This window comes from Pseudomonas sp. UBA6753, from assembly GCF_002453565.1.
GTDB lineage: Bacteria > Pseudomonadota > Gammaproteobacteria > Pseudomonadales > Pseudomonadaceae > Aquipseudomonas > Aquipseudomonas putida_Z.
Window position 1 is genome coordinate 134,461 of sequence record NZ_DKHD01000006.1, and the last position, 11,833, is coordinate 146,293.

Here is an 11,833-nt window from a genome sequence, read left to right on the forward strand (position 1 = left end):
TCAGTCTTTCCGCTGCGGCTCTTGAGCCGGCTGGGCCTGGCCTTCGATGGTGTGGCCCTGGTTCTGCTGGGCAGTGTTCTGCACCGGTGGAACGGGTTGGGCAGGCGGCGGGGTCTGCTCGGCCGGCTTGTTCTCTTCGTCGCTCATGGCCTTGCGGAAGCCCTTGATCGACTCACCCAGGTCACTGCCGAAGTTCTTCAGCTTCTTGGTGCCAAACACCAGGACCACGACCACCAGCAGGACGATCCAGTGTTTCCAGTCAAAGATACCCATTTCGTACTCCTGAAAAATGTGTGTACAGCAAATCGATCCGGCAACACGGCCCCTGTGGGAGCGGGCATGCCCGCGAACACCGGCGTAGCCGGTGCCATGCACCGCGTCGTATTCTTCGCGGGCACGCCCGCTCCCACAGGCGCCCCAAAATACGTCAGGCAGAAGGCGTTCGTGCTGCCTTCTCATCATGCCCGGAAAGCCCGAAGCGGCGTTCCAGCTCATCGAGCACGGCTTGCGGATGCTGGCCCAGCGCGCTGAGCATTACCAGGCTATGAAACCACAGGTCGGCGGTTTCGTAGATGACATCGCTGTAATCCTTGCTGACCGCGGCATCCTTGGCGGCAATGATCGTCTCGACCGACTCTTCGCCGAGCTTTTCGAGGATCTTGTTCAGGCCCTTGTGGTACAGGCTGGCCACGTAGGAGCTGTCGGGCGCCGCTTGCTTGCGTTCTTCAAGCACTTCGGCCAGGCGGTTGAGGGTGTCGCTCATGTCAGTGTCCTGCGCTGTAGATGGCATCCGGGTCTTTCAGGACCGGGTCGACGGTTTTCCACTGGCCGTCTTCGAAGACGCGGTAAAAGCAGCTTTCACGGCCGGTATGGCAGGCGATATGGCCCAATTGCTCGACCATCAGGATGATCACGTCGGCATCGCAGTCCAGGCGCATTTCATGCAGCTTCTGCACATGCCCGGATTCCTCGCCTTTGCGCCACAGCTTGCCACGCGAACGCGACCAGTAGATGGCGCGTTGCTCGGCGGCGGTCAGGGCCAGCGATTCGCGGTTCATCCAGGCCATCATCAGCACGCGTCCGGTCTTGTGGTCCTGGGCGATCGCCGGTACCAGGCCCTCGCTGTTCCACTTGATCTCGTCCAGCCAGTCTTTCATCGTCGACTCCAAAGCGGGCCCGCTCCTGTGCCGGGCCCTTTGCGCTAGTGTGCCAGCCAAGGGCGCGGCTGGCTATTGGCGCACGATCAGGTAAAGGCCGGCGGCCAGCATCAGCCAGGCCGGCCAGGCGGCAGGGGCGGCCAGGCTGGTGGCCGCGGCGGCACCAGCAGCCAGTACCGCACCACCGCCGAGCAGGCCGGCGCCGAGCAGGCGCAGCGCCCAGCGGTCGCCCTGGCGGCGCCGCTCCGGCAGTTGCGGATCGTGCAGGTGCGGTTGCGACAGGCGCTCGAGCAGGTCGCGGGCCATGTCGGCCAGGTGCGGCAGTTGCTCGACCTGGCTGTGGATGTTGCCGAGCACGGCCTTGGGGCTCATGCGGTCGCGCATCCAGCGCTCGAGGAATGGCTTGGCGGTGCTCCACAGGTCCAGCTCGGGGTACAGCTGGCGGCCCAGGCCCTCGATGTTGAGCAGGGTCTTCTGCAGCAACACCAGCTGCGGCTGCACTTCCATGTTGAAGCGCCGGGCGGTCTGGAACAGGCGCATCAGCACCTGGCCGAAGGAAATATCCTTTAACGGTTTTTCGAAGATCGGCTCGCACACGGTGCGGATCGCCGCTTCGAACTCGTTGACCTTGGTGTGCGCCGGCACCCAGCCCGAGTCGATGTGCAACTGGGCGACGCGGCGGTAGTCACGCTTGAAGAAAGCGATCAGGTTGCGCGCCAGGTAGTCCTGGTCCTCGGCGGTCAGGCTGCCGACGATGCCGCAGTCGATGGCGATGTACTGCGGGCTCCATGGTTTGACCGTGCTGACGAAGATGTTGCCGGGGTGCATGTCGGCATGGAAGAAGCTGTCGCGGAACACCTGGGTGAAGAACACCTCCACACCCCGTTCGGCCAGCAGCTTCATGTCGGTGCGCTGGTCGGCCAAGGTGGCCATGTCGGTCACCGGCACGCCGTAGATGCGCTCCATCACCAGCACCTTGGGGCGGCACAGGTCCCAGTACACCTGGGGCACGTACATCAGCTCGGAGCCTTCGAAGTTGCGCCGCAGCTGGCTGGCGTTGGCCGCTTCGCGCAGCAGGTCGAGCTCGTCGTAGATGGTTTTTTCGTAATCGCCGACGATTTCCACCGGGTGCAGGCGACGGGCGTCGGCCGAAGCGCGCTCGGCGGCCTTGGCGATCAGGAACAGCCAGGCCAGGTCCTGGGCGATCACCGGCTTCAGGCCCGGGCGCACCACCTTGACCACCACTTCCTCGCCACTTTTCAGGCGCGCAGCGTGCACCTGGGCCACCGAGGCCGAGGCCAGTGGCTCGACGTCGAAGCGGCTGAAAAGTTGCGTTACCGGGGCGCCCAACTGCGCCTCGATCAGTGCCACGGCCTGCTTGGGGTCGAACGGCGGCACGCGGTCCTGCAGCAGCATCAGCTCATCGGCAATGTCGTTGGGCAGCAGGTCGCGGCGGGTGGACAACAACTGGCCGAACTTGATGAAGATCGGCCCCAGGTCCTGCAGGGCCAGGCGCAGGCGCGCGCCACGGCTGAGCTCGGACGGCTTGCGCGGCAGCCAGCGCCACGGCATCAGCAGGCGCAGGCTCATCAGCCACCAGGGCAGCGGCAGGTCGAACAGCAGGTCATCGAGACGGTAGCGGATCACCACACGCTGGATGCGAAAAAGACGGCGGACGGCGAGCAGCTTCATGCGTTATCGCTGGTATCAAGGGTTCGGGAAAGGCGCTTGAGGCGCGCCTCGAGGCGTTCTGTATCGAGCTTCAGGGCATCGAGCTCGCTGAAGGCGGCTTCGGCTTCGCGCTTGCCGACCAGGGTACGGGACTCTTCGGCCAGGTACTCGGAAAGGTTCTGGCTGAAGCGCGCCAGGCCCTGGCGGGTCCAGCGTGCACGCAGGCGGATGTGGCCCGCCAGCAGCGCCGTGGCGACCGGGCCGAGCCAGCGTTGCAGCTCGTGCTCCCAGTCCAGCTCCAGGTCCTGCAGCACACCGAACAGGTCGAGCAGCACGGCGCTGTCGCCATGCAGTTCGACTTGCGGGCTGTGCAGCACGGCAGTCTTGTCCCTGGCCAGGGCCAGTTGCGCCAGGCTGCCGGCCGGGGCGCGCAGGCTGCAGTCGACCTCGCCTTGCCAGTGGGCGGCAAGCATCAGGCCCTCTTCATCGGGCAGGATGAACACCTGCAAGGCTGGCTGGCGGCAGTCGATCTCGATGACCTTGCCCTCCAGCGCGGCCAGCCGCGGCAGGGCCGTGCTGTCCATGCGCAGGACGCGGTTCAGGCCATGTTCGGCGCTGGCGAGCAGCCCGGCCAGCAGCATCAGGGCTTGATCCCCCGGTGCACGGCAACGATGCCGCTGGTCATGTTGTGGTAGGTGACGCGGTCGAAACCGGCCTCGACCATCATGGCCTTCAGGGTTTCTTGATCGGGGTGCATGCGGATCGACTCGGCGAGGTAACGGTAGCTCTCCGAGTCGTTGGTGATCAGCTTGCCGGCCAGCGGCATGAAGGCGAACGAGTAGGCGTCGTAGGCCTTGGACATCAGCTTGTTGGTCGGCTTGGAGAACTCCAGCACCAGCAGGCGTCCGCCCGGCTTGAGCACGCGCAGCATCGAGCGGATGGCTTCGTCCTTGTGGGTGACGTTGCGCAGGCCGAAGGCGATGGTCACGCAGTCGAAGTGGTTGTCCGGGAATGGCAGCTTCTCGGCGTCGGCCTGGACGAACTCGATGTTGCCGGCCACGCCACGGTCGAGCAGGCGGTCACGGCCGACCTTTAGCATCGACTCGTTGATGTCGGCCAGCACTACCTGGCCGGTCGGGCCGACCAGCCGCGAGAACTTGGCGGCCAGGTCGCCGGTACCGCCGGCGATGTCCAGTACACGGTTGCCGGCGCGTACGCCCGACAGCTCGATGGTGAAGCGCTTCCACAGGCGGTGCATGCCGCCGGAAAGCACGTCGTTCATCAGGTCGTACTTGGCCGCTACCGAGTGGAACACCTCGGCGACTTTCTTCGCCTTCTGGCTTTCAGGGACGTCCTGGTAACCGAAATGGGTGGTGGGTTCGGCGTGGTCGCCTTTGCGCTGGTCGTTCATATCGCTTCACCGGAAAAAATTACCGCCATTCTAGGGCGAACGGGCGGATTTGTCTTGGCGGGGTGTGCCAGTGGGCAGGGGCGGGCATAATGCCCATTATGTCTTCATCTTCAGGAACACCCGCATGACCCAGATCAGCGTCGAACGCAAACATTCCCTCGGCCGTGATGCCGCCCGTGCCAAGGCTGAAGCGCTGGTCGACAAACTGACCCGCGAATACGACCTCAAGGCCACCTGGAACGGTGACCGGGTCGACGTGGCGCGCAGCGGTGCCAACGGCAGCGTGCACATCTTCGATGACCGCATCCGCGTCGAATTGAAGCTGGGCATGATGCTGTCGATGATGAGCGGCACCATCAAGGGCGAGATCGAGCGGGCGCTGGACAAAGCCCTGGCCTGACACCCCTTCCCGGGCCATGCTCGTTCACCTTAGGGTGAAGATTCTAATTTCCCTCTCTACCTTGTGCTCAAGCCCAACCTCCATGGGCGGTTCCTCCTCCACTCATGAGCATGAGGTACAGAGCATGGCCAAAGTGACTGTGAAGAAAAAGGACGACGCCCCGGGTACGCTGGGCGAGGTGCGCGGCTACGCGCGCAAGATCTGGCTGGCGGGCATCGGCGCCTATGCGCGCGTGGGCCAGGAAGGCTCCGACTACTTCAATGAGCTGGTCAAGGCCGGCGAAGGCGTCGAGAAGCGTGGCAAGAAGCGCATCGACAAGGAGCTCGATGCTGCCAACAACCAGATCGACGAAGCGACCCAGGAAGTCAGTCGCGTACGCGGCAAGGTCGAAGTTCAACTGGACAAGATCGAAAAAGCTTTCGACGCGCGGGTAGGTCGCGCCTTGAATCGCCTTGGCATTCCGTCTAAACATGACGTTGAGGCGTTGTCCATCAAGCTTGAACAGCTGCACGAGCTGCTCGAGCGCGTCGCGCACAAACCATAAGGAGAGCAGGATGGCTGGCAAGAAGAATTCCGAGAAAGAAGGCAGCTCCTGGGTCGGCGGGATCGAGAAGTACTCCCGCAAGATCTGGCTGGCGGGGCTTGGTATCTATTCGAAGATCGACCAGGACGGCCCGAAGCTGTTCGACTCGCTGGTAAAGGATGGCGAGAAGGCCGAGAAACAGGCGAAGAAGACCGCAGAAGATGTTGCTGAAACTGCCAAGTCGTCGACCACTTCGCGTGTGTCGGGCGTGAAGGACCGTGCGCTAGGCAAGTGGAGCGAACTCGAAGAGGCCTTCGACAAGCGCCTGAACAGTGCCATCTCGCGCCTTGGCGTGCCGAGCCGCAACGAGATCAAGGCCCTGCACCAGCAGGTGGACAGCCTGACCAAGCAGATCGAGAAACTCACCGGCGCTTCGGTTACCCCGATTTCGTCGCGCACTGCAGCCAAACCGGCTGCGAGCAAGGCGGCGGCCAAGCCACTGGCCAAGACGGCAGCGGCCAAGCCTGCGGCAAAAACCGCGGCAGCCAAGCCGGCAGCCAAGGCCGCAGCGGCTAAACCTGCTGCCAAGACTGCGGCGGCCAAGCCTGCGGCGAAACCGGCAGCGGCCAAACCGGCTGTGGCGAAGAAGCCTGCAGTGAAGAAAGCACCGGCCAAGCCGGCAGCCGCCAAGCCGGCAGCTCCAGCGGCCAGCGCCGCTCCGGCCGCTAGCGCAGCTTCGGCGCCCACTGCGGCTCCGGCCAGCAACCCGCCTTCGGCACAGACAGGCACCGGTACCCTGATCTGATACCGCGTCGCCATCTTCGCGGGCTTGCCCGCTCCCACAGGTCCTGTGTGCACTCGAGCACTGCATTTCACCTGTGGGAGCGGGCATGCCCGCGAAAGCCGCGACACCGAATCAACAGGCTTACCCCTCCAGATACCGCACCGCCAATTGCTCCGCCGCCCCCCGCGCCTGGGCCTGCAGATGCGGCGCCACCAGCATCATCACCTGGTACACCACAATCCCCACATCCCCCTCGCGCCCCAGTACCCGCTGATAATCCAGCGAGAACATCAGTGTCAGGGTGATCTGCTCCACCAGTTGCCCCAGCGCCTGGGTCTCGCTCTCTACCAACCCTTGGCCCTTGAGGCTGGCCAGCAACGCCGCCAGTGTGCGCTTGAGCGCGTTGATCAGGTTGCGCATGCCGCGGGCCAGTTTGGGCAGGCGCCCGGTCAGGTTCGACAGGTCCTGGAACAGGAAGCGGTACTGCGCCATGCGTTCGACGATCAGGTGCAGGAACAGCCAGTAATCCTCGGCGTCAAGGCGTACCTCCAGCGGCGGGTCGAGCAAGGGCATCAGCGCTTCTTCAAAGCGCTCGAACAACCCCAGCACCAACGGCTCCTTGCCGTGGAAGTGGTAGTAGAGGTTGCCAGGGCTGATGCCCAGTTCGTTGGCAATTTCCAGGGTGGATACGTTCGGTTCGCCCTGCTGGTTGAACAGCTGCAGGGCACATTCGAGGATACGGTCGCGAGTCTTCATCCAGTCGGCATGCTCATCGGGTCAGCACGTAGGTGCCCGGCGCGGGGCCCAGCGGTGGGTAGGTGGCATTGCCCAGTTCGCTGCGCGGTGCCTTGAGCGGGCCGGAGCGCGCGGTGATCCACTCCAGCCACAACGGCCACCAGCTGCCTTCGCTGCGCTTGGCATCGTGGAACCAGGCACGCGGGTCGCTGGACAGCTTGGGGTTGGCCAGGTAGTAGGCCTTGGGGTTGCCGGGCGGGTTGATGATGCTCTGGATGTGCCCGCTGTTGGCCAGCACGAAGCGCCGGTCGCCACCCAGCAGCAAGGCCGAGCGGTACACCGCATCCCACGGGGTGATGTGGTCGTTGCTGCCGGCCACGGTGAAACTGTCCAGCTCGACCTTCTGCAGGTCGATGGGTGTGCCGCATACCTCCAGGCCGGCTGGGTGGGTCAGCGGGTTGAGCTTGAAGAAGTCCAGCAGGTCGCCATGCAGCGCGGCGGGCAGGCGCGTGCTGTCGGCGTTCCAGTACAGGATGTCGAAGGCTGGTGGTGTCTTGCCGAGCAGGTAGTTGTTGACCCAGTAGTTCCAGATCAGGTCGTTGGGCCGCATCCAGGCGAAGATCCGCGCCACCTCGGCGCCATCCAGCACACCGCGCTGGTAGGAGCGGCGCTTGGCGGCCTCGATGGTCTGCTCGTCGGCGAACAGGCTGGCGGGGCTTTCGAACTTGCTGTCCAGCAAGCTGACCAGGTAGGTGGCGCTGCGCACCCGGCGCAGCTGGTGCTTGGCCTGCAGGTGGCCCTGCAGTGCGGCCATGGTCAGGCCACCGGCGCAGGCGCCCATCAGGTTGGGGTCGCGGTTGCCGCTAATGCTGCGGCAAGCGTTGAGCGCTTCTTCCAGGGCCTGCACGTAGCTGGACAGGCCCCATTCGCGGTGGCGTGGGTCGGGGTTGCGCCAGCTGACCATGAACACCTGCAGGCCATTCTTGAGCATGTACTGGACGAAGCTGTTGGTCGAGCTGAGGTCGAAGATGTAGAACTTGTTGATCTGTGGCGGCACCACCAGCAGTGGCCGGGCGTGCTGCTTTTCGCTCATCGGCTTGTACTGGATCAGCTCCAGCAGCTCGTTGCGGAACACCACGGCGCCGGCAGTCGCGGCCAGGTTGCCGCCCACTTCGAAGGCGCGCTCGTCGACCTGGCGTGGCAGGCCGTCATTGTGGCGCAGGTCATCGAGCAGGTGGGCCATGCCGCGCACCAGGCTCTGGCCACCGCTGTTGAACAGTTCCTTGACCGCCAGCGGGTTGAGCAGCGAGTTGCTCGGCGCCAGGGCATCGTTGATCAGGTTGAACAGGAAGTGCGCACGGGCCCGGTCATCGTCGTCCAGGTGGCTTTCCTCGATCCACAGGCGGGTCTGCTTCTGCCAGGCCAGGTAGGCTTGCAGGCCGCGCCGGTAGAACGGGTTCTGGCTCCATGTCGGGTCGCTGAAGCGCGGATCGCGCGGGTTCGGCTGAAGCGGTGTGTCACCCAGTATCACCCGGCCCAGCTGGCCACCCAGGGCCAACAGGTGATGTGCGGTGTGCAGCGGGTGACGCAGGCTTTGGCGGCTGACATTGCGCAGCGTGGAAATCAGGTCACGACCGCGCAGGCCGAGGATGGCGTTCTGCACGTTCATGCTGGTGGCGGGAAGCGTTGGCGTTCCTTTGGCCGGTTTGTCTTTCATGGCAACACTCCCTCGTCTAAGCCATTTCGCTGTCGAGACCTTCGCGGGCATGCCCGCTCCCACAGGTTCGGCGCCATCCCTGTGGGAGCGGGCATGCCCGCGAAGAAGGCCGCATCGATTTACCCGCCCGAAGCCGGACGAGGGTGCATGACGGCGCGCTGTCGTTCTTGCTGAAGGAACTTCATGATGATCGGGGCGACGGCCTCGGCCCGGGTGATCAGGAATAAATGACCGTCGTCGATAATGTGTAGCTGGGCATTGGGAATCCGCCAGGCCAGCAGGCGCATGTTGATCAGCGGGATCAGCGGGTCGTCGTCGCCGGCCAGCACCAGGGTCGGTTGCTGGATCTTGTGCAGCCAGTGGATGCTGGTCCAGCCGAGCCCGGCGAACAGCTGCCAGTAGTAGCCCATCTTGCCGCCGGAGCGCACCTTGGCGGCGTGCTGCATGGCCAGTTCGGGGTCACGCCGGAAGCCGCCGCCATAGATCGTCGGCGCAATGCGGATGACATGCGACGGCTGCACGTAACGCCGTGGGCTGGCCATCATCCACAACACCTTGGGCTTGCCTGGCACCATCACCGCACCGGCTGCGGTGGCGGCCAGCACCAGTTTTTTGCAGCGTTCGGGGTAATCGTGGGCGAACTGCTGGGCCAGGGCGCCGCCCCAGGACACACCAATGACATTGACCTGGCCGTAGTCGAGGTAGTCGAGCATGCGTGCCGTCAGCTTGGCCAACCCGGGGAAGCGGTATGGGTGGCGCGGCGTGGACGAGCCGCCGACCCCGGGTACGTCAAAGGCAATGACTTCCAGGTCCGGGTCCAGTGCTTCGATGAACGGAAACACCAGCTCCAGGTTGGCACCGATGCCGTTGAAAATCAGCAGCGGCGTCAGGTGCGGCTTGCCCGGGCGGACGGCGGTGCGGATGGACTGGTTGTCCAGCTCGACGGTCCTGAAGATGTAGGGTTGCGGCATGCGCGTGACTCATGGGGTGAAATGAACACCGTGGCGCCCCGCAGGGGGCCACGGCGCTGCAGCTCAACGCTCGTGAACGTAGGTGCCCGGGGACGCCTCGCCAGCGGCGTAGGCACGGTTGCCCAGGCGGGTCGGCGCCTTTTTCAGCTCGCCGGCACGCTCGCCCAGCCAGCTTTGCCAGTGCAGCCACCAGGAGTCGGCATGCTTGGTGGCGTTCTCCTGCCAGGCCACCGGGTCACCCGGGCGATCGGCACCGGTCATGAAGCGCGCCTTGGGGTTGCCTGGCGGGTTGAGGATGCTCTGGATGTGGCCGCTGTTGGACAGCACGAACTCGATCTTGCCGCCGAACAGGTGCGCCGAGCGGTAGCATGACTGCCACGGGGTGATGTGGTCGTTGGTGCCGGCAAGGCTGTAGATGTCGCATTTGACCTGTTTCAGGTCGATCGGAGTGCCGCAAACCTCCAGGGCGTCCGGGCGGGTCAGCGGGTTGCTCTTGAACATTTCGATCAGGTCGCCGTGGAAGGCGGTCGGCAGGCGCGTGGTGTCGTTGTTCCAGAACAGGATGTCGAACACCGGCGGCTCGTTGCCGAGCAGGTAGTTGTTGACCCAGTAGTTCCAGATCAGGTCGTTGGGGCGCATCCAGGCGAACACCTTGGCCATCTCGCTGCCTTCGAGCACGCCGGCCTGGTAGGAGTGGCGCTTGGCGGCCTCCAATGTCTGCTCGTCGACGAACAGGGCGACCTGGTTGTCCATGGTAGTGTCCAGCACGCTGACCAGCAGGGTCAGGGCATTGACCTTGTTTTCGCCGAGGGCGGCATAGTGGCCGACCAATGCCGTGCAGGTGATGCCGCCGGAGCAGGCACCGAGCATGTTCAGGTCCTTGCTGCCGGTAATCGCCAGCACCGCGTCGACCGCCTCCTTGAGCGCGTCGATGTAGGTGGACAGGCCCCATTCGCGCTGGGCTTTGGTCGGGTTGCGCCAGCTGATGATGAAGGTCTGCTGCTGTGAGCGCAGGCAGTAGCGCGCCAGGCTCTTTTCCGGGCTCAGGTCGAATACGTAGAACTTGTTGATTTGCGGCGGCACCACCAGTAGCGGGCGGGCATGCACCTGCTCGGTGATGGGGTTGTACTGGATCAGCTCCAGCACATCGTTGCGGTACACCACGGCGCCTTCACTGGTGCCCAGGTTCTTGCCCACCTCGAAGGCGTCCATGTTCACCTGGCTGGGCATGCCGCCGTTGTTGACCAGGTCCTTGGCCAGGTTGGACAGGCCATCGAGCAGGCTCTTGCCGCCGGTTTCGAAGAAGCGTTTGACTGCTGCCGGGTTGGACAGGGTGTTGGTCGGAGCCATGGCTTCGGTCATCAGGTTGATGACGAACTGGCCGCGGCTGATGTCCTGGGGAGACAGGTCACTGTTGCCGATCCAGTCCTGCAGCTCCTTGCGCCAGGCCAGATAGGTTTGCAGGTAGCGGCGGTAAAGTGGGTTGTTGCTCCATGCCGGGTCATTGAAGCGACGGTCGTCGCTTTCCGGGGCAAGGCTGGACTTGCCCAGCAGCACGTTCTTCAGCTCCAGGCCAAAGTGGGCCACATGCTTGGCGCTGTGCAGCGGTTGGCGCACGGCCTGGCGCAGCACGGTGCGTGCCGAGCTCAACAGGTCTTTGCGGCGGATACCGATGACCGGGTTCAGCCCCAGGGTGTTTTCCGAGGCCTGCCGCTGCAGCTCATCGTTGTTCTTGTTACTCATCTACGACGCTCCGTTGTCCTGAGACGAGTACCGGTTGCTGTGGCGGGTGCACAGTTCTGAGCCCGGTACTGCTACTCGGGTGACCAGTGATAAGGAACAGCGGTGCTGCGAGGGTTCTGACTACCTGCAATTTGATGCAGGGAACTTGCCACCCCCATTGGTTACCCGACTTTCATGTAATGCGCAAGACAGCCCGTCACTGGGCTGTCTGTAAGTCATTCAAACAGATGATTTTAGAAAATGCGCTCTAAATCCTGCAGGCCTTGCGCTAGAGCATGAGTTTGACCACCGACTCGGCAGGGTCGCGGGATTTCCCGGCCTTGTGCAGTTCGTCGAGGTACTCGGCCCACAGCTGTTCCTGGCGCAGGCACAGCTGCTCGAGGTATTCCCAGGTGAACAGGCCGCTGTCATGGCCGTCGTCGAAGGTCAGTTTCAGTGCGTATTGCCCGGCAGGTTCCAGGCCGCTGAGGCCGACGTTGATCTTGCCGAACTGGAGGATGGGGTTACCGTGGCCCTGGACCTCGGCGGAGGGGGAGTGCACGCGCAGGAATTCGGCAGGCAGGTGGTAGACCTCGCCGGGGGCGTAGGTGAGGCTGAGGGTTTTCGAGGCTTTGTGCAGGTTGATGGCGGTGGGCAGGCGGGCCATGGGCGGAATCTCTCGGGAGCTGATGAAGCAAGCTTCCAGCTTATGATGGAGGGATTCAAGGGCCTCTTCGCGGGC

The 11,833-nt window shown here is 64.0% G+C and carries 14 protein-coding genes; 3 read left to right on the forward strand and 11 right to left on the reverse strand.

Annotation, left to right across the window (positions count from 1 at the left end; genetic code table 11):
• From B2790_RS04050 to ubiE, 6 genes are all read right to left on the reverse strand, one after another.
• A complete protein-coding gene (locus B2790_RS04050) occupies positions 1 to 273 on the reverse strand; it encodes a twin-arginine translocase TatA/TatE family subunit (protein ID WP_025340917.1) in 273 nt (90 codons plus the stop codon).
• Between the two features lie 154 nt (positions 274 to 427).
• On the reverse strand, positions 428 to 763 hold the full coding sequence (locus B2790_RS04055) for a phosphoribosyl-ATP diphosphatase (RefSeq protein WP_046613456.1): 336 nt from the start codon (positions 761 to 763) through the stop codon (positions 428 to 430).
• A 1-nt stretch (position 764) separates the two neighbouring features.
• Entirely contained in the window at positions 765 to 1,157 is a 393-nt protein-coding gene (hisI, locus tag B2790_RS04060; RefSeq protein ID WP_013974544.1) for a phosphoribosyl-AMP cyclohydrolase, read from the reverse strand.
• Positions 1,158 to 1,229: 72 nt separating this feature from the next.
• The gene (gene ubiB, locus B2790_RS04065; RefSeq protein ID WP_075046599.1) at positions 1,230 to 2,849 is read right to left on the reverse strand and encodes a ubiquinone biosynthesis regulatory protein kinase UbiB; all 1,620 of its coding nucleotides are present in this window, start codon (positions 2,847 to 2,849) and stop codon (positions 1,230 to 1,232) included.
• Positions 2,846 to 3,469, reverse strand: a complete 624-nt coding sequence (locus B2790_RS04070) for a ubiquinone biosynthesis accessory factor UbiJ (protein WP_075046598.1) — start codon at positions 3,467 to 3,469, stop codon at positions 2,846 to 2,848. Before B2790_RS04070 ends, ubiB begins: the two co-directional genes overlap by 4 nt.
• The gene (gene ubiE / locus B2790_RS04075; protein WP_013974541.1) at positions 3,469 to 4,239 is read right to left on the reverse strand and encodes a bifunctional demethylmenaquinone methyltransferase/2-methoxy-6-polyprenyl-1,4-benzoquinol methylase UbiE; all 771 of its coding nucleotides are present in this window, start codon (positions 4,237 to 4,239) and stop codon (positions 3,469 to 3,471) included. Before ubiE ends, B2790_RS04070 begins: the two co-directional genes overlap by 1 nt.
• A gap of 124 nt (positions 4,240 to 4,363) precedes the next feature.
• Between ubiE and B2790_RS04080 the strand changes: the two genes are divergently transcribed.
• The 3 genes from B2790_RS04080 to B2790_RS04090 all read left to right on the forward strand — a co-directional run bounded on the left by B2790_RS04080 (position 4,364) and on the right by B2790_RS04090 (position 5,967).
• Entirely contained in the window at positions 4,364 to 4,639 is a 276-nt protein-coding gene (locus B2790_RS04080; RefSeq protein ID WP_015272091.1) for a polyhydroxyalkanoic acid system family protein, read from the forward strand.
• Positions 4,640 to 4,763: 124 nt separating this feature from the next.
• Positions 4,764 to 5,183, forward strand: a complete 420-nt coding sequence (locus B2790_RS04085; RefSeq protein ID WP_023663112.1) for a phasin family protein — start codon at positions 4,764 to 4,766, stop codon at positions 5,181 to 5,183.
• A gap of 10 nt (positions 5,184 to 5,193) precedes the next feature.
• Positions 5,194 to 5,967, forward strand: coding sequence for a phasin family protein (locus B2790_RS04090; protein ID WP_137162563.1), 774 nt, complete (start codon positions 5,194 to 5,196; stop codon positions 5,965 to 5,967).
• 120 nt (positions 5,968 to 6,087) lie between these two features.
• On the opposite strand, the gene B2790_RS04095 is transcribed toward B2790_RS04090, so the two are convergent.
• The 5 genes from B2790_RS04095 to B2790_RS04115 form a co-directional block, all read right to left on the reverse strand.
• On the reverse strand, positions 6,088 to 6,702 hold the full coding sequence (locus B2790_RS04095) for a TetR/AcrR family transcriptional regulator (RefSeq protein ID WP_075046596.1): 615 nt from the start codon (positions 6,700 to 6,702) through the stop codon (positions 6,088 to 6,090).
• Positions 6,703 to 6,715: 13 nt separating this feature from the next.
• Complete coding sequence (gene phaC, locus B2790_RS04100) at positions 6,716 to 8,398, reverse strand: class II poly(R)-hydroxyalkanoic acid synthase (RefSeq protein ID WP_286918314.1); 1,683 nt, start codon at positions 8,396 to 8,398, stop codon at positions 6,716 to 6,718.
• A 119-nt stretch (positions 8,399 to 8,517) separates the two neighbouring features.
• A complete protein-coding gene (phaZ, locus tag B2790_RS04105) occupies positions 8,518 to 9,369 on the reverse strand; it encodes a poly(3-hydroxyalkanoate) depolymerase (protein WP_025340911.1) in 852 nt (283 codons plus the stop codon).
• A gap of 63 nt (positions 9,370 to 9,432) precedes the next feature.
• Positions 9,433 to 11,112: a class II poly(R)-hydroxyalkanoic acid synthase gene (gene phaC, locus B2790_RS04110; protein WP_286918315.1), complete on the reverse strand. Its 1,680-nt coding sequence runs from the start codon at positions 11,110 to 11,112 to the stop codon at positions 9,433 to 9,435.
• Positions 11,113 to 11,380: 268 nt separating this feature from the next.
• On the reverse strand, positions 11,381 to 11,758 hold the full coding sequence (locus B2790_RS04115; RefSeq protein ID WP_003249306.1) for a gamma-butyrobetaine hydroxylase-like domain-containing protein: 378 nt from the start codon (positions 11,756 to 11,758) through the stop codon (positions 11,381 to 11,383).
• Positions 11,759 to 11,833: the final 75 nt, after the last annotated feature.